This is a genomic window from Acinetobacter cumulans, from assembly GCF_003024525.3.
GTDB classification, from domain to species: Bacteria; Pseudomonadota; Gammaproteobacteria; order Pseudomonadales; family Moraxellaceae; genus Acinetobacter; species Acinetobacter cumulans.
In genome coordinates this window covers 3113152-3135532 of record NZ_CP035934.2, presented here as the reverse complement: position 1 = coordinate 3135532, position 22381 = coordinate 3113152, and the positions used below count along the sequence as shown (strand labels likewise).

16 protein-coding genes are annotated in these 22381 nt (G+C 42.0%); 7 read left to right on the top strand and 9 right to left on the bottom strand.

The genetic code is table 11. From position 1 onward, the window contains the following. Nucleotides 1-100 precede the first annotated feature (100 nt). Complete coding sequence (gene pap / locus C9E88_RS14720) at nucleotides 101-1519, top strand: polyphosphate:AMP phosphotransferase (RefSeq protein WP_106985540.1); 1419 nt, start codon at nucleotides 101-103, stop codon at nucleotides 1517-1519. Between the two features lie 195 nt (nucleotides 1520-1714). On the opposite strand, the gene C9E88_RS14715 is transcribed toward pap, so the two are convergent. Next, nucleotides 1715-2230 carry a hypothetical protein gene (locus C9E88_RS14715; protein ID WP_106985539.1) on the bottom strand — a complete coding sequence of 172 codons (516 nt, stop codon included), beginning with the start codon at nucleotides 2228-2230 and terminating at the stop codon, nucleotides 1715-1717. Between the two features lie 176 nt (nucleotides 2231-2406). On the opposite strand from C9E88_RS14715, the gene C9E88_RS14710 reads away from it, so the two are divergent. The 6 genes from C9E88_RS14710 to C9E88_RS14685 all read left to right on the top strand — a co-directional run bounded on the left by C9E88_RS14710 (nucleotide 2407) and on the right by C9E88_RS14685 (nucleotide 16904). Next, nucleotides 2407-6198 (top strand): exodeoxyribonuclease V subunit gamma, encoded by a 3792-nt coding sequence (locus tag C9E88_RS14710; protein ID WP_106985538.1) that lies wholly within the window; start codon nucleotides 2407-2409, stop codon nucleotides 6196-6198. A gap of 3 nt (nucleotides 6199-6201) precedes the next feature. Then, nucleotides 6202-10314 (top strand): UvrD-helicase domain-containing protein, encoded by a 4113-nt coding sequence (locus C9E88_RS14705; RefSeq protein ID WP_106985575.1) that lies wholly within the window; start codon nucleotides 6202-6204, stop codon nucleotides 10312-10314. Nucleotides 10315-10377: 63 nt separating this feature from the next. Further along, complete coding sequence (recD, locus tag C9E88_RS14700) at nucleotides 10378-12126, top strand: exodeoxyribonuclease V subunit alpha (RefSeq protein ID WP_425267146.1); 1749 nt, start codon at nucleotides 10378-10380, stop codon at nucleotides 12124-12126. A gap of 814 nt (nucleotides 12127-12940) precedes the next feature. Then, entirely contained in the window at nucleotides 12941-13210 is a 270-nt protein-coding gene (rpsO, locus tag C9E88_RS14695) for a 30S ribosomal protein S15 (RefSeq protein ID WP_005007057.1), read from the top strand. A gap of 271 nt (nucleotides 13211-13481) precedes the next feature. Continuing rightward, nucleotides 13482-15569, top strand: coding sequence for a polyribonucleotide nucleotidyltransferase (pnp, locus tag C9E88_RS14690; RefSeq protein ID WP_171501795.1), 2088 nt, complete (start codon nucleotides 13482-13484; stop codon nucleotides 15567-15569). 90 nt (nucleotides 15570-15659) lie between these two features. Next, nucleotides 15660-16904: a magnesium transporter CorA family protein gene (locus C9E88_RS14685; RefSeq protein ID WP_106985535.1), complete on the top strand. Its 1245-nt coding sequence runs from the start codon at nucleotides 15660-15662 to the stop codon at nucleotides 16902-16904. A 58-nt stretch (nucleotides 16905-16962) separates the two neighbouring features. On the opposite strand, the gene C9E88_RS14680 is transcribed toward C9E88_RS14685, so the two are convergent. From C9E88_RS14680 to hslO, 8 genes are all read right to left on the bottom strand, one after another. After that, a complete protein-coding gene (locus C9E88_RS14680; RefSeq protein WP_106985534.1) occupies nucleotides 16963-17412 on the bottom strand; it encodes a DUF2147 domain-containing protein in 450 nt (149 codons plus the stop codon). A gap of 156 nt (nucleotides 17413-17568) precedes the next feature. Further along, complete coding sequence (locus C9E88_RS14675; protein ID WP_106985533.1) at nucleotides 17569-17838, bottom strand: HP1242/YdcH family protein; 270 nt, start codon at nucleotides 17836-17838, stop codon at nucleotides 17569-17571. 74 nt (nucleotides 17839-17912) lie between these two features. Then, entirely contained in the window at nucleotides 17913-18251 is a 339-nt protein-coding gene (locus C9E88_RS14670) for a chaperone modulator CbpM (RefSeq protein WP_106985532.1), read from the bottom strand. A gap of 18 nt (nucleotides 18252-18269) precedes the next feature. Then, nucleotides 18270-19229, bottom strand: coding sequence for a DnaJ C-terminal domain-containing protein (locus C9E88_RS14665; protein ID WP_106985531.1), 960 nt, complete (start codon nucleotides 19227-19229; stop codon nucleotides 18270-18272). Between the two features lie 144 nt (nucleotides 19230-19373). After that, on the bottom strand, nucleotides 19374-19832 hold the full coding sequence (locus C9E88_RS14660) for a DUF2147 domain-containing protein (RefSeq protein ID WP_106985530.1): 459 nt from the start codon (nucleotides 19830-19832) through the stop codon (nucleotides 19374-19376). 180 nt (nucleotides 19833-20012) lie between these two features. Beyond that, a complete protein-coding gene (locus tag C9E88_RS14655) occupies nucleotides 20013-20477 on the bottom strand; it encodes a DUF2147 domain-containing protein (protein ID WP_106985529.1) in 465 nt (154 codons plus the stop codon). Between the two features lie 304 nt (nucleotides 20478-20781). Beyond that, complete coding sequence (locus tag C9E88_RS14650) at nucleotides 20782-21237, bottom strand: DUF2147 domain-containing protein (protein WP_106985528.1); 456 nt, start codon at nucleotides 21235-21237, stop codon at nucleotides 20782-20784. A gap of 266 nt (nucleotides 21238-21503) precedes the next feature. Next, entirely contained in the window at nucleotides 21504-22379 is an 876-nt protein-coding gene (gene hslO / locus C9E88_RS14645; RefSeq protein ID WP_106985527.1) for an Hsp33 family molecular chaperone HslO, read from the bottom strand. Between the last annotated feature and the right edge of the window lie 2 nt (nucleotides 22380-22381).

Below are 22381 nucleotides of genomic sequence, written 5' to 3'. Positions count from 1 at the left end.
ATGCTTCAAAACTGCTGGCTAAAAGCGCTTTTCGGTACTTCTATAAAATTAAAAACTAGGGCTATACTGGAAAAAATCATCATAAAGTATCGAATAGAAAATGACGACAAAACAAAACCAATTTCAGTTGATGGATGAAGAACAATTATCGTTGGCACTGATTGAAGCTCAATATGCCCTGAAAGACAGCCGTGCTAAAACCAATGCTAAAAGTCAGTTGATTCTCGTGAGTGGCATTGAGTTGGCAGGGAAAGGTGAGGCGGTTAAACAGCTCAGAGAATGGTTAGATCCAAGATTTTTACAGGTGAAAGCTGATCCACCGAGAACGTTTAATCATAAAGAAACCTTTTGGCAGTCTTATGCACGCTCAATTCCAGCTGAAGGACAAATGATGGTGATGTTTGGCAATTGGTATAGTGATTTGCTGACCACGGCCATGCATGTATCACAGCCGATGGATGACACCATGTTTGATGAATATGTCGAAAACATGCGCAATTTTGAACAAGACTTAAAAAATAATAATGTCGATGTGATTAAAGTCTGGTTTGATCTGTCTTGGAAATCTTTGCAAAAGCGTTTAGATACGATGGACCCGAGTGAAGTGCATTGGCATAAATTACACGGACTAGATTGGCGAAATAAAAAACAATATGACAATCTGCAAAAGCTACGCCAGAGGTTTACCCAAGATTGGTTTTTGATTGATTGTGAAGATGAAAAAGAACGTGATCAGCAATTTGCACAATATATTTTACGAGCGATACAACATTGCCCAGAACACTTAAAGCAGGGCAAAGGTCGCTGGAAACAAGCGACGATTCCAGAAGCTTTATTAAAGCCTGCAACAGATGTTATGGAGAAAGATGTATATAAACAAGAACTGAAACAGCTCAGCAAAAAGGTGTCGAAAGCACTGCGTTTTGATAGCCGAAATGTGGTGATTGCCTTTGAAGGTATGGATGCTGCCGGCAAGGGTGGTGCAATTAAACGAATTGTAAAAAAATTAGATCCACGAGAATACGAAATTTATACCATTGGCGCGCCTGAAAAATATGAATTGCGCCGACCTTATCAATGGCGCTTTTGGAGCAAAATTCAGCCGAGTGAAAAGATCACCATTTTTGACCGCACTTGGTATGGGCGTGTATTGGTAGAGCGGATTGAAGGCTTTGCGAGCCCGATCGAGTGGCAACGTGCTTATGATGAAATTAATCGTTTTGAGCGAGATCTGGTGAACAGCAATACCGTTGTGGTGAAGTGTTGGCTGGCGATCAGTAAAGATGAGCAAGCGGCACGCTTTAAAGCGCGTGAAGAAACACCCCATAAACGCTTTAAAATTACACCAGAAGATTGGCGTAATCGGGAACATTGGGATGATTATTTAAATGCGGCTGCTGACATGTTTGAGCGCACGAATACGGAGTATGCGCCATGGCATGTGATTGCAACGGATGATAAAAATACTGCACGCTTAGACGTGCTACGTGCGATCTTAAAGCAATTGAAGGTTGAGTAAGTCTTGTGCTGTACCGCGATGAAATAGACTAAAAACAGTACTTAAATTGGAATGAAATAACATCTAATAATAAGGGCTAACCGAGAGCTTAGCCCTTATTTTTTTGTCAGCACTGCGCTATGTGTGTAGCGCAAGTGCTCAATCAATTTCGACCTGCTCATTTATGCGATAGCATGTATTTGAAGAGCGGACGAATTAGATGGTTGTACTACCTTGCTGTGCAATTTGTTTTTGTTGAATGCTTTTGGCTAAGTTGTAGCAATCTTCTACATGGGCATCTGCCACTTTTTTCATCACGATATAACCCAAAGTGGCTGCAATGGCTTGGCCACCGAGCGGAATGAATTTAGTTACTTGTTTGGTAATGTATTTGGCCGCAACATTATTGAGTGATTTTTTCATTGCTGTGCGGGCAACGACTAAACCAGAGAACTCTACACCACGTTTGCGTAGTTCGTTCCAATGGACTTGTTTGGTTTTTGGGTCAAACACGCTAATTTGCTCTGGCGCGAGCGCAAAGCGTGCATTTACCTCTGGAATGAGGAGCGACAAAATACCGACATCAATCACGACATCTAAAAAAGGCACGGGAATGACGGCAACCCCAGCAGAGAGGTAAGCACGTTTTTTTACCAGCTCTAGGCATTCTTGGCGGATGGCCTCCAAATCTAAGCTTGGATCAATGGAGTCTGGAACATTGTCTATTTTCATGGTGAAGATCCTTCTGCGCTCATCAAAGGTATTGATCGCTAATGTACTTTAAGATAAGCGTTTCAAATTGATTTTTATACTGAATATTGTTTTCAAATTCGCATAGACAGCCATAAAAGTATAGTAAATAATCTTTATCGTTTTGCAGCGTCCGTATTTTATTGAGTGGAGAGAACATGGCTATTCGCGTCATACAAAGTCAGCGTGTTGAAATCTTATTAGAAGCCATGATTCAAGCAGGCCATCAAGCTGAAACTTCGCCCTTGGCCGCACTCAAGACCCAACATTTTATTGTGCCTTCTATGGCAGTGCAAACGTGGCTCACGACAAAATTATCAGAACAACAAGGTATTAGCGCCAATACCATGTTTCATCAGCGGATCCGTGCCTTTCAATGGTTTGCTTATCAGGCAGTATTGGATGATAAAGAAAAAGTACGGAAAGCCAATATTCCACGCTTAATTATTAAATGGCGTACCTATCAAATTTTAAAACCCTTTATTCAGCAGGCAAACAATCCTTTGTCTGTAGATCACCCTTTACATAGCATTGTGCAACGTATGTATGACAGCGCGTCCAGACTGAGTGATAGCACGGAGCAACAGCTCAAAAAGCAAGGCATGTTGTATTGGGTTTCGGAGCAAGTCTCACGCTTATTTAGTAACTATATGGAATACCGTGGACATTGTTTAAAACAACATGCGCAGGGCGAGTCTTGTGACTGTGCACATAATTGGCTGAAAGATTGGGGCAACAATCAGCCACTGGATTTGGATAAGCAATTTTTTATGCCAAGGCCTTTGTTTCCTGGTTTGGACAGCAAAGAAGAGCAAGTACAACAGCAACAAATTTCAAGCTTTGCTTTGGCACAAGCCGAACAACTTGAGCAATGGCAACGCTGGTTGTGGCATAGCGAATTTCATGCTGACTTTGAGTTAATGCAAAGTATTGATCAAAACTTTTGGCAAGTGATGGATGATCCTGCACAGCGTGTCAAAGCCTTACAAGCGTTGCCTAAACAGGTGGTGCTATTTACAGTACTGGATTTGCCTCCGAGCCAGCTGAGTTTTTTACGTCGTTTAGGGCAGTATATGGATGTGTTGATTTTGCACTTCAATCCATCGCAAGAGTACTGGGCAGACACCGTAGATGCCAACTGGAAAAAGCAATATGACGTAAAACTCAAACAACGCTTTCAAGAAAAAAATCCTGAAGCAACCACTGCACAAATTGACGCATTTTTTGAAAAATACACGCTGGAATATGGACAACAAAAAGATTCCAGACATCCACTGTTGACTCGTTTTGGCAAGCAAGCCCGAGATCACTTTTCATTGCTGGTCAATTTGGCTGCAGGTGAGCAAGATGAAGAGTGGCATGACCTTTTTCCAATGGATTATGAAGCGCATTTACTGGGGAAATTACAGTCTGATATTTTAAATTTGGCTGAGCCAGAACCTGAATCATTTGAATTGTTAGAACAAGATGATTCGATTCAACTGCATGTTTGCCATTCATCTTTGCGTCAGTTGGAAGTGCTCAAAGATCAATTGGTGCATTGGCTATCACAGAGCACGCCAGAACAGCCTCGTCAGCCCAATGATATTTTGGTGTTAAGTCCGCAGCTCAAAGAGCTTGAACCGCTTATTCGCAGTGTATTTGCACCGCCACCACGAGAGCAGAGCTTTGAAAATACTGCACAGCAGACGCGTAAAGACAGTGTGTATTTGCCTGTTAAAATTGCAGGTGTACCACAGTTGGATACACAAAATGCATGGCGTGCTGTACTTGGACCAATTCAGTTAGGCCAAGGTCGCTTTAGCCTAGAAGATTTTGCAGATTGGCTGAATTTAGGTGCGGTGCAAACCCGTTATGCGCTGAGTACCGATCAAGCAGCACGTATGATTGAATTGCTCAGTGATGCCAAATTTAAGCGCGGCCTAGACGAAGAACATTTAAAGCGGAGTTTGGCTGCCAATGATCAGGACTATCGTTACAGTTTTAAATTTGCCTTAGACCGTTTGGTACTTGGCGTAGCGGTGCCTGAGCATGTCATGCTACAAGATACTTTAAGTTATGCCTATGTGCGTCCAGAAGATTTTGAGTTGGTCAATATCTTGATCACGATGTATCAAGATTTTGCCGAACGTCGCCATTGGCTGGTAGAGCATGAGATGGGCATTCAACGTAATGTTGAAGAGTGGTTACATTTATTGCTACGCGATTTAGATCAGTACCAAAAACATGGCGTCACAGCCTTAAAAGCAGTGCGCGATACACTGCGTAAATACATTACCTTAATTACACTGTCGTACTATACCGAAGATGGTGAGCTGGGCCCGCAAGAGCAACTGCTACTCAAAGACATGCAATTGCCTTTGCCTTACTTATTACAAGAAATTCAAAATACTATTGATAGCCAAATGGATCAGGCTGTGCCGACTGGTCAAATTACTTTTAGTCAAATGGGGCAAATTCGTCCCTTGCCTTATAAGCTGATTGTGATGCTGAACTTAGACAGCGGGAAGTTCCCAAGCCGTCAGGTGCGTTTGCCTTTTGACTTAATGGATGTGCTGAAATCGCACTTGGGTGACCGTTCACGTTTAGATGATGAACAAGGCGCATTTTTAGATGCATTGTTGTTGGCCAAAGATAATTTATGGCTGTTTTATAATGGCTTTGATGTCAATGATGGTGAAATACGCGAGCCATCGAGTGTGGTGCAAGAATTTATTCGTCATTTGGCTGTGATCGTTCAGGGAGGGCGTGCAGAGAGCACTTTGCCTCTGCTGACTACTTTGGATAGTGGCATTGAAGTGCCAGATAATTTAAAAAATCTGTATCGCATTCACAGTCTACAACCGTTTGAACTGCAGAATTTTATTCACACTCGCCAAGATCGGAAGATTCGCTATCAAGACCACTGGTTTCATGTGGCACAGCAACTACAACAGGCTCAGGGTGCGCGTACTGCATGGGCCAGCAAAGCCCTTAAGCCGACTGAAGTCGCTGATTTACAGTTAGATAGTAGCCAGTGGATCAAGCAAGTCACTTTTCCTGCCGAGCTGTATTTAAAAACCTTAGGCATTGTAAACCCTAAACCTGAGGACAGTTTGGCTACGGATGAGCCTTTACTTTTAGATGGTTTAGAAAAATATGCTGTACGCAATAGCTTATTGCAGTCGACGCAAATTGCGAGCGAAGACTTACTGTTAGATCAATTGCCTGTGGGCAAATTAAAAGAGGCGACTTGGAATAGTAGCCTACAACAGCATGAAGCTTTGCTGGAGCGAGTGAAAGCCGTGACCCAGAGCGATGATGCAACTTTAACGCCAGTGACTCAGCGCATGTTGAGCTTAGAAACCAATCTACAAATGCAAATTACTGTACCTGCCGAGCCTGTACAAACGTGGGTGAGCTTGACGGCATCGAGTGCCCGAGGGCGTCGCCGTGCACAAATTTGGTTGGAATATTTGCTTTGGTTGCATAGCTTGCCCGAGCAAGATACACAAAGCTATCAACGTATAGAAGTATGTGGCGACCTTACGGTGTGTTGTCAGGGGGTATCACCTGCGCAAGCGCGCGTGCACATTCAAGCGTGGCTCAAGGCTTGGCACTATGGACAACAACGGCCTTTGGTTTTGCCGGCCAATTTATTGCTAGCAAGTGAAAAAAGTGGTGCATTTACCTTAGAAAATAATGGTAAAGGCAATGAGCGCGGTGTGCGCTGGATTGAAAAAGAGGCAGGCATTTTAGTGCTTGAGCAAATCGAACAGTTAAAACAAAAATGGACGGCTGCAGGCGATTATAGTGCTTTTGATATTCGTTTCGATGAAGCCAATCAGGCACATCTGGATTGGGCCTTTATATTACGTGATCAGGACAGTAAACAGTTGCTGGAGCATTGCTGTGAATTATTTGCCTATGCACTGTATCAGCCGATTTTTCAGCATCAAACTGCGGAGTAAATGATGAATATTCAGGAAATTGAAAATCCAATCCGCAACATGCATTTTCAGGGCTTACATTGGATAGAAGCCTCGGCGGGTACGGGTAAAACTTTTACCTTATCGAGCCTGATGGTACGTATTTTGTTGGAAAAATATTTACCGCGACAAATTATTGCAACCACATTTACCCGAAAAGCGGCGGCAGAATTAAAAAGCCGTATTCGCCAGCGTTTATATCAAGTGTTGAGTCTGCTTGAAAGTTTAAGAAGCACACAAGTGGTGGTAATACAGGCCAAAGCTGAAGCTGAAAAAGATGAACTGGTGAAAGTGATTTTAGAACGTCATGCACATCAGATAGGCTATGCCTGTGATCGCTTGCAATTGGTGTTGGATCAGCTGGATGAACTATTTGTGGGGACTTTGGACAGCTTTAGCCAAAACCTACTTCGTGAATTCGCCTTTGAAAGTGGCAAAATTGAACGTGCTGAAATTACCAATGATGACAGCGTGTATATTCAACAATTGGTGCATGACACCTTGCGTGAATGGATTCAGCAACAACCACAATATCTCATTAATTATCTTCTTATACAAAATAAACTGAGTTCTATTGATAGCTATATGGATGTGGTAGGAAAATCACTGAATTTTGCTTATGTTGAGTTGGAAAAACCGCAAGAAATTTTTTCTGAAGAAAAATTTGAGGATAAAATTCAACAACTTAAATATTTTAATCATACTGAAATGTCTGAGTATTATGGAAAAGAAGGACAATTTTCAGATCAGATTAATAACCGTATTTTTGTCAAAGGCAGTTTTCCTAAGATTTTTTTGGAGGATATTCCTAATTTACTTCTGAATATTACGAAATTAGGGCCAGCATGGTTTTTTTCTGAAGAAGCAGATAGTTGTTTAGTTTGTATTGAGAAAATGTTTTTCGGTAGTGATGGTAAAAGGGAATTTAGAGTTTTTAAGAAAGAAACAGCTAAGCAGGAAGGATGCCCTCAATGGATTCAAGATAATTTCTATCAGCATCCGCTAATACAAGCATTAAATGATTTAATTGAATTTAGAAAGTCTTTAAATGATGTACTGAAAGTACATATTTGTATTGAAGTAAAAAAGCACTTGCCTCAATTATTACAGAGCAAAGGTGAAACCACGTTTGCACAGCAAATTCGAACCCTATCGGAAGCGCTTCAAGGCGAGCAAGGGGAAAAGTTTGCGGCCTTTGTGCATGCTCGCTATCCGCTTATTTTGGTCGATGAATTTCAAGACACCAACCTAGATCAAGACAGCATGCTGGCACAGATTTGGCGTCATCCTGCGCGTTTACAGCAGGGCTGTATGATTATGGTGGGTGACCGTAAACAGGCCATTTATGGCTTCCGTGGTGGCGATATGCTGACCTTTTTAAAGGCACGCAATGATGTGTATCGTAAGCAAGGCCAGTTTTACCAATTAACCAAAAACTTCCGTTCGATTGCCCCATTGGTCGATGTGGTGGATGCTTTATTTCAACGGCAAATGGATTTTGGGGAAGATGTGCATTATGTGCCGATTAGTGCAGGTGCATCGCATCCAGATTTATATGATGCAGGGCAAATCAATCCTGCGCCCTTACGTTGGGTGCAATTAGAGCGACCAGCCGATGAAGCCTCACAAGTGGCGTGGCAAATTCAGCATTTACTCAATCAAGCCAAGCAAGGTGAGTTGTATTTTCAGTCACTCAAGGATGGAGAAACAATTCGTGAGGCATTGGCAGTAGAAGACATCGCCATTCTTTCGGCAGGCCATTCTGCATTAAATGCGGTACAAAAATCACTTTTGGCTTTGGGGATTAAAGTCAATCGTTCAGCCAAACGGAGTGTATTTAGTAGTGAGATTGCCCAAGATGTGGCTGCACTGTTAAATGCAATTTTAACGCCGTATCAAGAAGCCAAAGTGAAACGTGCGCTATTGGGACGTCTGATGGGGTTGCAGTTGGTCGATTTGTGGCGTGATGACATGCAAATGTTAGATTTAAGCCACTATATTGCCCAATTTGACCACATTCGAGAGCTTTGGTTACATCAGGGCTTCTTGCCAGCTTGGCACTATTGTCTCAACTATTTCAAAATTTGGGAGCGTATTGTCGCGCTACAGAGTTTGAATAATGAGCGCGATGTGGTGAATTTACGTCATTTGACAGAATTACTCAGTGCGCAAAGCGAACACTTGCAAGGTGCACAGCATTTACATCACTGGTATCTCAAGCAATTGCAGTCGCCACAGCAACGCGACTGGGAGCTAGAGCGGCCTTTAAGTAATGCTGAAGGGGTGCAACTGATGACCATCCATCAGTCGAAGGGTTTAGAGTTTAAAGTCGTTTTTTTACTCAATGCTGATGGTGGACCTAAAATTGATAATACGTTGATTTTTTCTTATGAAGATGAAAGAAATATAGATACAAATTCTATAGATCGGCGCCGTGTAATTGATATTGGGTCAAAGTTACAACCGTATAAATTTGAACAAAATGATGCCCGCCGTATCGCAGAGCAACATCGCTTTTGGTACGTGGCATTAACCCGCGCCAGTTATCGCATTTATGCCATGTTTAGAACCCAAGATCATAAGTCTGTTTACAGCTTGCCGTTTTGGCGTGGTGTTGCGCCCAATCATTTTGAGCATGCAGGTTGCATGCAGCAGGAATTGCTTGAACAATGTCCAGATGTTATTTCGGTTACACATGAGCAGACTGCGCAAGTTTTAGAGGCTTTGCCGTTGCCTGAGGCACGGTTTTACCCGCGGAGCAATACCAGTTTTACCGGTTTATCACAGCATTTATCCTACCGCCAAAGCACCCAAGATCAGCTGGCAAATCAAGTTGAGATGCAAGACAGTGCTGAAGATGAACAAGACCAAGAAAGTGAAATCCAGTACAGCGCTTTGGGAGTTTCATGGATTAAGCAAAACTTTCCAAAAGGAACGGTGGCGGGAACATTCTTACACAGTGTGTATGAGCAAATTGATTTTCAAGATTCCGCTGCATGGCCATTGGAAATCTTAAGACGTTTTAAAAATGATGGCCCACAGCTACTGGATGAGCTACGTGAAAAATTGCAAGACAGTTTTGATGTGTGGAAAGTGTTTGCACAGGCATGGAAATCTGCGTATATAACGCTGACCGCGCCTTTGGATCATGCGGTACGTCAGGCTTTTGGTGAATTTATCCATACGCAGGAACAGCATAAATTGGTGCGTAGTGTGTATTTGGCATTTAACCATGACATTTTGCAGCAGATGCTGGCCCATACCGATGTCCCTACAGTATGTAGCAGGCTGTTTCAAAGTCAGCATAGCTATGATGCTTCACAGTTTTTAAAGCTGCTACAACCCTTGGTGGAACATATTCAGCAAGCAGATCCGAGTGCAATGCGGGATGGATTTATTCAGCAAGCGCAACAGTTGGGGAGTAGCCCTGCCTTAGATCAACCAAAGTCGACAAGCTTTTACCAAAACATTGGTTTTGGGGTGTTGGTTGAAGGGATGCAAAATGAAATCTTATATGCGCTAATGACACAGTGGACGCACGAGGTCGTAAATACGCCATTGCATGCGGATTTTAGTTTGAGTCAGTTGTCTACAGACAGTCATCTCCCAGAGTTCCCATTTCAACTTTCACTGTCAGATCGACCCGTGCAAATTAAAAAAATTCAACAACTCTTCACGCAAGCTGGAATTGCGATTGAAGCACTAAATGAAGCCAATTCTGCACGTTATTTAATTGGTGCCATTGACTTGGTGTATTTCGATGGACAGCGTTATCACATTGCCGACTACAAGAGTAACTTTTTGGGTAAGGCACAGCAGGAATATACGCTGAGTGAAATCCGCCGAAACATGAGTAGTTCGAGTTATTGGTTACAAGCCGCCATTTATTTATTGGCCTTACATCGTTATTTGAAGGTGCAATTGCAGGATTATGATATCGCGCAGCATTTGGGTGGGGCGAGTTATTTGTACTTACGTGGCATGAATGGTGATGCTAATTATGGCGTGTGTCATTGGCAACCCACAGCGGATTTTATACAAAAAATGGATGAAATATTGGGCAATTTTAATGTTGATAAACTGCGCGATATTGCCTAATTCGTCACAAAAAATAGCAAATAAACAATAAATTATCCTGTGGATAAATTTGAGGATAACTGTGTGGAAAATGATCAAAAAGACTTGCCAATGCAGGCTTGGGCAAAATATGTGTCTTTACAACATAGCTCTGCATTAATGCGAGAAAAAGCTACTGTTTTTATACAGCAAATTTTTCAGGCCTTGGCCCAAGGTGATAGCTGTCTGCCATGTACAGAAAGTGAGTTGCAATTGCTGGCTGGCTTATATGCCACAAGTGAAGATGCAGCTAATCAACAGATTGCACCATTTGTATATGATCAGCAGCAGATTTATCTATATCGCTATTGGTCATTAGAATTTCAATTGGCCCAGTATGTTGCAACATTGAAACAACAACAGTTACCCGCTTTGACTTTAAGCCCACAGCAAGAGGCTTTATTAGAAGACACGCAACAAAAGCAAGCGATGCGTATGGTGGCTTCACAAGCACTGAGTATTATCACAGGCGGGCCTGGTACAGGTAAAACTTATACTTTGGCACGTATTATTGCGGTCTTAAATCAAAGCCTGCCCAATATTCGTATTGCTATGGCAGCACCCACCGGTAAAGCGGCGCAGCGGATGAAAGAAGCTTTACAAAATTCATTTTCAGATCCGAAACTGGCCGATTTAATCAGTGATGATTTAAAGCGTTTAACGCCTATTACGTTGCATCGCCTGTTAGGGCTAGGTGAAACACAGCGCCCGCGTTTTCATGCAAAGCGTCCATTACCCTTTGATGTAATTGTGGTTGATGAAGCTTCGATGTTAGATCTCAATTTAGCCAAAATGCTGTTGGCCGCAGTTGCACCACAGACCCGCCTGATTTTATTGGGCGATGCCGACCAATTGGCCTCTGTGGATGTGGGATCCGTTTTAGCGGATCTACAGCAAGTGCCTGCATTGGCTGAAAATCACGTGCATTTGGTGACTAGTCGCCGTTTTGATGGTGAGCAATTGATTGGTCGAATGGCGCAATTTATACAACAGAATCGTGTAATTGATGGCGTGTTACAACAATTCGAGCAAGCGCTTGTACCTGCGGGTGAGTTGGGGGAAATCGCATTAACGGACAGCATGCACAATCAGATTCAGTTGCAGTATCTGCCCGAGCAAGAGAGTGATATTACGCTGGCGATGTGGTCACGTTATTATGATCAGCTAATGTTTGGTTTTTCTGGTTATTGCCAAGCTTTAGTTTCCCTTTTGCAACAGACCCCAAAAATAAAAGATGTCGCCGAAATTGAACAGGTGATTGCACGTTTTGACGATTATCGCGTGTTGTCGGCTATTCGGCATGGCAATCTGGGTTTGAATGTGCTGAATGAGCAGATCGAGCAACGCGTGCTTGAAGCTACACAGCAAGCGAAGCAAGGCGAGTGGTATGTTGGTCGCCCAGTCATGATGACCTATAACGACTATCAGCTCGGGCTGTCGAATGGTGATATTGGCATCTGCTTTCAACAGCAACAACAAGGTCAAATACAGTTTGCAGTGTACTTTCCGAGTTTACAGAAATGGGTCGCTGCTGCTCGCTTACCTAAAAGCATACAGACGGCCTATGCGCTCACCATTCATAAATCACAAGGTTCTGAATTTACCCATACCGTGGTGGTGTTAGATGCCAATGCACAGCAATTATTAAGTAAAGAACTCATCTATACGGCCATCACACGTGCGAAAAAAGTCGTCAGTATATTGGCTGCACGTTCGTCATTGGCGAATGCAATGAGCGTTCGAACGTTGCGCCGTAGTGGGTTAAGTGCCAAGGTTGCTACTACGCTGAGTTAAATTTAAGGTACTGATGTGCTTTGTTTTGTACGAAATTTCTTACAACAATTCGAGAAATTGACGCATAGAGCTTTGTATAAGTTTCTGAGAAGATGGCTTCACACAATAAAGTGCTCAACATGGAATGTTGGGTAAAATCGCACAAATAGAATAAAAAAGTCGTGAAGACAGCGAACTTACAATGAAGTAAGTAAAGAGGAAACTTACAGCCGCTAAGCCTTGCAGTTTTGGGAGAGACTGCAGGGCTTTTTTATGCGTGAAATATTTGGTGAATAGTTTGTTGTTTGTGTGTTAAATGTACGAAATAGCTTACAGATAAATTAGGAAAATGCGACTTTTTTCACAGCTTGAATCTGTCAAAATCTACCGCATAAGGAAGTACAACTTAAAACATGGAATGTTTGAGAAACAAGACGCGAGAACGCGCCATAAAACAATAAATAATAAAATAATAATGAAAACAGAAGAAACTACAGCGCAAAAAAGCCCGGGTTCTGCCCGGGCTTTTTTTTATCTTTTTGGGGCGAACTGTTTGCAAAAATGACACTCAGTACAGGAGCTAAAATATTTTTGTAAGTTTAGTTATCTGCTGTGCAAAAAAGCGTTCAAATAAGCCAGATTTATTTTGTTTAAAATATAGGCAAACAAAGTTTGCATGAATAATAGTGCAAAGCAGATGAACTTTTTTGCAATCGGGGGCATTTTCCCTTAATATATTGGACTTGCTGTAGTGATGCACGGCAGTCAAATTGGTTTTGAAGAATCAGTTTGATTTGTATCAAAAGTAACTTATTAAGCATCTCGGAGAAATCGAATGGCTTTAACAAACGCAGATCGCGCAGAGATCGTTGCAAAATTCGCTCGCGCTGAAAACGACACTGGTTCACCAGAAGTTCAAGTAGCTCTTTTAACTGCTCAAATCAATGATTTGCAAGGTCACTTCAAAGAACACAAACACGACCATCATAGCCGTCGCGGTCTTATCCGTATGGTTAACCAACGTCGTAAGCTTCTTGACTACCTTAAAGGTAAAGACGCTACTCGTTACAGCGCTTTGATTGCTGCTTTAGGTTTACGTCGTTAATTCGATTAAACTTTGATTTTCGGACTATTGCATGTCGAATGCCGTAATACTGAAATCTAAAGTCTATCCAACCTTGGTTGGATAATGGGGAAGGGGCGATGATTCGCTCCTTCTTTGTGTCTTAAATGTGTATTTAATGTCTCTAGTGAGGTCGGCTTCTAAGCTTTGTCATTTATGTTGCGGGCTAGTGTTTAGCTGAGTGAATGCCAAACCTTAGGGGTCTCCACTAGAATAATTGTTCACAAGAACTAGGAAAAAATAAAACATGTCGATGTTTAATATTATTCGTAAAGAATTCCAATTTGGTCAGCACAATGTAGTGCTTGAAACAGGCCGTGTTGCACGTCAAGCCAATACTGTTGTGATTACAATGGGTGGCGTACAAGTCCTTGTTGCTGTAGTTGCTCAACCAAAAGCAAAAGCAGGTCAAGACTTCTTCCCATTGACTGTTAACTACCAAGAAAAACAATATGCAGCTGGTCGTATCCCTGGTGGTTATGGCAAGCGTGAAGGCCGCGCGTCTGAAGCTGAAACTCTAATTTCACGTCTAATCGACCGTCCAATTCGTCCGTTGTTCCCAGAAGGTTACTTCAACGAAATCCAAGTAACAGCAACTGTTATTTCTTCTGACAAAACTATGGATGCTGACATTGCTGCAATGTTGGGTACATCTGCTGCGCTTTCTATCGCAGGTACGCCGTTCCGTGGTCCAATTGGTGGTGCGCGTGTTGGTTTAATCAACGGCGAATACATTCTTAACCCGAACCACGAACAGTTAAAAGAATCTGATCTTGACCTTGTTGTTGCAGGTACAGAATCTGCAGTGCTTATGGTTGAATCTGAAGCGAAAGAACTTTCAGAAGACCAAATGCTTGGCGCTGTATTGTTCGGTCATGACGAAATGCAAATCGCGATCCAAGCGATCAAAGAATTTGCTGCAGCTGCTGGTGCAGTTGAATCAACATGGGTTGCTCCAGTTAAAAACGAAGAACTTCTTGGCAAACTGAAAGACGCATTCGAAGCGAAAATTTCTGATGCTTATACTATTGCTGTTAAGCATGAACGTTATGCAGCGCTTGATGCATTGTCTGAAGAAGCATTGGCTCAATTCGTTCCTGAAAATGACGAAACTGGCATTGCTGACGAAGTTAACGAATTATTCGAAGACCTTAAATATCGTACAGTACGTGACAACATCTTGTCTGGTAAGCCACGTATTGATGGTCGTGATACAAAAACTGTTCGTGCAATCGACGTACAAGTTGGCGTATTAGACCGTGCTCACGGTTCTGCATTGTTCACACGTGGTGAAACTCAGGCGTTGGTAACAACAACTTTGGGTAATACACGTGATGCGTTAATGGTTGATACCCTTGCAGGTACGAAAACTGATAACTTCATGTTGCACTACAACTTCCCTGCATACTCTGTAGGTGAAACGGGTCGTGAATCAGGTCCTAAACGTCGTGAAATCGGTCACGGTCGTCTAGCACGTCGTGGTGTTCAAGCCGTTCTTCCTGCAGCTGACCGCTTCCCGTATGTAATCCGTATCGTATCTGACATCACTGAATCTAACGGTTCATCTTCAATGGCTTCTGTATGTGGTGCTTCTCTATCACTTATGGATGCAGGTGTTCCACTTAAAGCGCCAGTTGCAGGTATCGCAATGGGTCTAGTGAAAGAAGGCGAGCGTTTCGCAGTTCTTTCTGACATCTTGGGAGACGAAGACCACCTTGGCGACATGGACTTTAAAGTAGCAGGTTCTGCAAACGGTATTACTGCGCTTCAAATGGACATCAAGATCGAAGGTATTACTGAAGAGATCATGGAAACTGCATTGAACCAAGCTTATGCTGGCCGTATGCACATCCTGAACGAAATGAACCAAGTAATTTCACGCGCTCGTCCTGAAATTTCTATGCACGCGCCTACATTCCAAGTGATCAACATCAACCCGGACAAAATCCGTGATGTGATTGGTAAAGGTGGCGCAACAATCCGTGCAATTACTGAAGAAACTAAAGCTGCAATCGATATCGAAGATAACGGTACAGTTCGCGTATTTGGTGAAACTAAAGCGGCTGCTTCTGCTGCTGTTGCGAAAATCCAAGCGCTTACTGCTGAAATCGAACCAGGTACAATCTACACTGGTAAAGTAATCCGTATCGTTGAATTCGGTGCGTTCGTCAACATTTTTCCAGGTACTGACGGCTTGCTTCACATCTCTCAAATTTCTAACGAGCGTATTGCAAACGTTGCAGACGTATTGAAAGAAGGTCAAGAGATTAAAGTTCAAGTTGCTGATGTCGACAACCGTGGTCGTATCAAGTTAACAATGAAAGACATCGAACAAGCTTAATCTTGTGATGTTCTAAACAAAAAAGCCCTCAATTGAGGGCTTTTTTTATGGCATGATGCGTCATAAAGAAAAGCCATAATAATTTGAGACATGCAAAGCTATTATTTTTATCAGCACCCCACAGGGCAACATATCTTTGTCCAAAAGTCAGCGCTAGAGCATCAAGATGCTGAATTTATTTGGCTCGATTTTACCCGTGAGGATTTAGTGAATCGGGCAGAGCATTGGCAACAAGAGCTCTATCAACTTACTCAGCTGTGGGTGAATGAATACCATTTGCGTGATATTTTAAATTTAGAGCATCCTTGCGCCTTTGATGCCCTCGACGATTATGACTTACTGATTTTCCGTAAACTGATTACACCAGATGATCAGATTAAATTGGATACACCTAGCAAGGAAAAGCACGATCGCCTGTTTGGCTTAGCCACAACACCGATTAGCTTTTTAATGACGCCACAGATCTTGGTGACGGTACGTGAACAGGGCAATAAAGAAATTGAAAGCTACGTACAACGTATTGAAACGGTGTTGATGCGACCGATCGAAGAACATCAAAAACCGCGAAAACTCCCGATTACACCGCTTGATTTAGCCCTACGTTTGCTCAATACCATGGTAGATGGATATTTAGATTTACGGGTGCCATTAACGCGTCGTGTCGAATTTTGGCAACAAGAGCTGTTGCAAGGTCATCGACGCTTTACTAAGTGGCATCAGCTTTTGCAGGAAAATATGGCCTTTCAACAAATTGAAAACCTGTGTGAAGAGCAGATCGAAGTCTTGCAAGAATTGCGTGATGAAATTGTTGATAATTACTCACATCTCAAAGGTAAGAAGCGCAGTGAAAAGCAAGACATTATGTTGCTACGCGTGGATGATTTAAGTAGCCACGTGGAGCGAATTCAAAAGCATACAACTCGATTACGCTCTGCAGTTCAAGCGGCCATTGATTTACATTTTTCAGCCATTGCCAATCAAACCAATGAAAACATGCGTATTTTGGCCATCATTACCGCCATATTTGCACCACTCACTTTATTGACAGGGGTGTATGGAATGAACTTTGAGTTTATTCCTGGCTTAAAATCTCCGACAGGATTTTGGATCATGTTGGCTATTATGCTGATGACGACCTTGATTCTTATTTATTATTTTTACCGTCGCCATTTGGTTGGCCGTGGAGAAAAAAGTGTAATAGATATGTTGGCACAACAACAAACCGACCAGCACGTAAATTTACTGTGGTTTATGGATTATGAGCCAATTAAGCAAACGGTCAGTGGAACCAAAAAGACTTTAAAGGAAATTGAAAAACTGGCGGTGAAAAAATAAAGTTGCTTTCAGTTTATACGCTGGGTGAAAGCTAAGGTTTCACCCAAGGTTGTGTTGATTATTCTGCGCGAATCCACGTGGTGCTTCGGCCGAGTGCAGAGACACCAATATAGCCACGCATTGTGAGCCGCTTGCCAGTCGGATTGAGTTTAGCTTTGCCTTTGTAGACATTCCCAGACAGTGGATCGAGCACAGTCCCGCCCACAAATTCATTTTCATGTTGTGGGTTTTGTTTAAATCCTTTTAATATTTCAAGTCCCACCAATTTGGTATTTTTAAGTGGGCCTTTACACTTTTCACAAGTTTCAACGAGAGCTTTATAGGGCAGTGGTCGAATGGCAGTAATTTTACCTGTATAGCTTCCATCGCTATTTTTAGTGATGGTGACATCTGCACGCGAGTAGCCCGTTTGTTCATCAATGGTTTTCCAAACCCCAACCATATCATTGGCATACAGAGTGCTACAAAAACCGAGTAGTGCGATAGATAGAACACGTTTCAATATCATAATTTTCCCTATTCATCTTTGTTGTTATGGCATTTCCATTGCAGGTGTGCTCCTGCATAACTTATTTTTAATTCACTATTAAATCGCTGACACGAAGTAAGCTAGGTGTTTTTACGGGTGTTACTGTATGACACACTATATCGTCACTCGCCAAAACTAGGGTGAAGTCGGATGCTGCGGCACAGCATCTTTCAGTAAGCGATACATTTCGTCTTTCAGTTTAAGTTTTTTCCGCTTGAGTGCTTCGATATCTTCATGCAAATGGTTGAGTGGATCTAATTCCAATTGGGTAATAGATTGATCGAGCTCGCAATGTTGTTCAAACATTTGGGCGAAATGTGGGTTTTCCTCCCGAAGTTGTTGGATACGCTCTCGATATTCTGGGAACATATTTTTTACTTTTTTATTACAGTCTTTGATTTTCATGGTGATGCATGGTTCTCTTGGCTGATTAAAGTACAGGCTATGCTTCGGATTGTGCTAGCCGCATCATTTCACTCTTAATGTGAGTGCAAATGCTGTTGTTTGACTTGTTTGCGTAGCTGTTGTACTTCATCAATCAAGTCAAGCATCATGGCTACAGCGGTAAAACTGGCGTTAAAGTCACGCTGTAAACGGTAAGCACGACGCGCACGCGAAATATCATCTCCAAAAAATTGATGAATGCGTTCATCTGGTCGATTGCTCAAAATATCGTATTCTAAAAGTTGTAATACCCACTCTGGGCTTTGGCCACAAGCAGCTGCAAAATGGTTTAAGTCGAAGCTACGTTGATCATCGACAATTTCAATATGCGAACTGTCATTGCAGGTCACTTCGCGGTAATGAATCGTGGTCATAGAGATTTCTCCTTAACACTAACGAGGATTAAATTGATGAAATGCTTCAGCAAAATCTTGGTAGGCACGTAATTGTTGGTCGGTTTGCGCAACGGGCAACACGATATTTAAGATTAAATATAAATGCCCTGCGGGTTGGGATGGAATACCTTGATCTTTCAGTCGCAGTTGTTGGCCTGTTTTGGCATTTTTTGGCAAGTTGACATCTACATGACGTCCATTGGGAAGATTAACCCGAATATTTTGTCCTAAGGCTGCTTCCCAAGGACTGATGTCTACATGACAGTAAACATGAGCGCCATCAACATGATAACTATGCGTAGCTGGGTAGTGAACTTCGATATATAAATCGCCATTTTCACCGCCATTTATGCCTTGCTGGCCTTGCCCATTCAGGCGAATTTGTTGACCATCTTTAAGCCCAGCTGGAATTTTAACTTCAAGCGTTTTACGCTGAACTTCCGGCTCACCATAAGCGTTATAGCTTGGAATTTGTAAACTGAATTTTTGGGTACTGCCATCATAGGCAACCTGAAGTTCTAGATCGATCCGTGCATGTTGATCTTCACCTTTATAACGCATTGCACCATCATGTTGATGATTTCGCCCACCGCCAAAGCCTGAACCAAAGCGACCGAATAAATCCTCAAAACCGCTAAAATCAGATTGCTGCTGTGAGCTACGATAATGATGAAAAGCAGAGTCAGTAAAGTCACTGCCTTGCGTCTGGTTGGCGTTGCTATGGGTAAAGTTTGGGTGATCTAACTGGAAGTCATATTCTTGTTTTTTTTCTGCATCGCTGAGCGTGTCATAAGCAATATTAACTTCTTGCATGCGTGCTTCAGCATCATCCTCTTTGCTGACATCGGGATGGTATTTCCGAGCTAATTTACGATAGGCTTTTTTGATCTGCTCCGCAGAAGCCTCTCGTGTTACACCCAGAATTTCATAATAATTTTTGGGGACTTTTGTCGTCATACTTGTTGTTTATAAATTGATTGTATTTTAATCAATAGTATGACGTTCATATTTCTGAAACAGTGTTTATTTGCAGCAGATTGTTTCAAATTATGACAATAAAAAAGCCTCTAAAATGAGGCTTTGATTCAAGTATGCAGAGGCTTAGTATTTAATCCATGTCACACTACGACCAATAACAGATACACCGACATAACCACGAATGGTGAGGCGTTTGCCTGAGGCATTTAAGCGTGCTTTACCTTTATAAATTTTACCGCCAATGGGGTCTAAGACTTTCCCTTGTACATAAGCGAGAGGATTGTCTGGATCGTTTTTAAACCCCCAAATGAAAGGTAAGCCTAAAAATGGTTTGTCCTTTAATTGACCTGGACAATTACTACAGATCACCATTTTGTCGGTGCCTGGGATATTACGAGTTTCTACAATAATACCTTCATAGGTCCCATCAGGCTTTTTCTTAATTTCAACATCAGCACGTGAGTATCCAGTCCGATCATCAATGGTTTTCCATTTACCGACCAATGGATCTTCACTGGCATAGCCGAGGCTACTGATGACAGAAAAAATGAGCGCAGTGAATATACTTTTATATGCAACCATAGATATCCCTAATCTAAGTTTTATGTATTTTTTAGAGTAGTTATTCTAATAATTTAATTTATAAAAAACAAATAGATGTATTGTTATCTGTGTCACATTATATGGGCTAAATGCTGGCTCTATCTAAAATTGTGGGGAATAAAATGGTGAAAAAAAGCCCCTTTTAACAGGGGCTTTGGTTTAGTTTTTAACCCAAGTGATATTTCGGCCTACAGCTGCACCTTCCATGCTACTGCGAATGATCAGATGTTTACCGTTACTCATTAAACGTGCACGAGCTTGGTAACGTTGGCCAGATTTGGGATCAAGGAGATGACCACCATTAAACTCAAGGGCATTGTGTGGGTCTGTAGTTAGTCCCGTGAGTGTTGTTAAACCCACCAAAGGTTGATTTTTTTCTGGGCCTGTACATTTGATGCAGGTCGTCATGCTTTCTGCACCAGGCACACTACGCACATTAATAATTTTGGCGCTGTACTCATTGTTTTTGTTTTTTTGAATAATCACATCTGAGAGCGAATAACCCGTGCGGTCATCGATGGTTTTCCATGTCCCCACCAAAGGGTCGCTTGTGGCTGCCCATGCAGGTACGCTTGCCACAAAGCTAAATGCTAGAATGAGTGCAGTGAAGGGGTGCTTTTTCATAATTGGACAATCCACACTAGGAAGGAGAAAATCTGCCTAAGCAGATAGGCATAAAAAAAGTATGGATTTAATATAGCTTAAATAAGCAAAGAAATACTAGGTAAATCAGGTGATTAAAAAATATAAAATTCACATAAATTATTAAATATATTGCACTCTGAATATGAAAGTGAAAACTCAATCACATTGAGCTGGTTGAACTATCATTATGGCGTGCATGACGAGAGATAGTTGCGGGGAAGGGAGGCATTATTTGTCAGTTGATTAGACAAATAATGCCAGTATTCAGTGTGAAAGTTATGCCTTAGTCGATACGGATCCAAGATACTGTACGGCCCAATAAGGTGGTACCCAAATAGCCACGAAGTGTCAGTACATTGCCTCGTGCATTGAGTTGACCTTTGCCTTGATAGACATTACCTGTTAATGGATCAATGACTTTACCATTAACGTATTCATTTTTATTTTCATCATCTTGATGGAAGCCTGAGAAAATAGGCAGACCAATTAAAGGTGCGTTTTTTAATTTGCCTTCACATTTGTCGCAATGGTCGATCGCAGTACGGTTGGGAATTGCATGGACTTTCACAATTTTACCTGTGTAGCTACCATCTTTGAGTTTACTAATGAGAACTTCTGCACGTGCATAGCCAGTTTTATCGTCTATTGTTTTCCAGCGTCCTGCTAGATCGGCAGCCTGCACTTGAAAAAAGCAGGTTATTGAGAGAGCGAAAGCTCCCAAAATAATTTTCTTATTCATCTATATTATCCATTATTTATTAGCGTCATTTTAATTATTCAAAGAAGGTTGAAATTATATTTTTGCCTTCAGTGTGCGCAAAGTGTACAAGAACAAATGTAAATAACAAGAGCAGTTTATCGGCTTTTTTTTGAGTGATTTCTAAGCTTTAAGTGTTATAAAAATTGCAATATTTTAGTGCATGGCATGAGGCTGTTGTTGTATTTAAAGTATAGGCTTTGGCATAAAAAAAGCGCCCTTAAGGGCGCTTTTAGATCAGACAGAATTTAGCTGAGATGTTCGCCAAATAGTCCCAGTGCTTCTTCGGCAGAAAATTGGTAGTGGCTGTTACAGAACTGGCAATCCATTTGAATTGGATTTTGGTGTTCTAAGGTTTCACGTACGGCATCTACGCCAATTTGTTTGAGTGCATCTGAACAGCGTTCTTTAGAGCATGTGCAACCAAATTTAAGCAGTTCAACTTCAGGTAAACGTACTTCTTCTTCGTTATATAAACGATATAAGATTTCAGTGCTTTCTAAGTTGGTGAGCTCATCTGCATTTAGTGTTTCAGTCAGCATAGTTAGACGAGGCCACAAATCTTCATCAACACGTTTTTGCTCTTCTTCACTATTACGTGGCAAGAGCTGAATGAGTAGGCCACCTGAGCGTTGTTCATTGCTTGCCAATACAATACGTGTTGGGATTTGTGCAGACAAATCGTAGTACTGCATCAAACAACCTGCAAGGTTTGGCTTGTCGAGGGGAACAATCCCTTGGTAACGTTCGCCAAATTCAGGCTCAATGTTAATGAATAACACGGGATTAACCAACGTCTGGAGCACTACGCTACTGTCGGTAGCTTGTGTGAAGTGTGGGTCTTCTTCATAGTCGGCCAAGGCGCGAACTTCACCTAAATGGTTGCATTCTGCCATGCCCCATTTAAATGTCCCTGCAGCTTGAATTTGTAAGCTAATACGGCCTTTAATTTTTAAAGTGCTGGCCAATAGCGCCGTTGCACTGAGCATTTCACCCAATAAAATTTTAATTGCAGGCGCATAGTCACGTTGTGCAAGAATGGTTTGTAGGGCATCTTCAAGATGAACGACTTCACCACGCACAGGGCTGTCTTCAATAAAAAAGCGTTGACGTAAATCAGGCATAA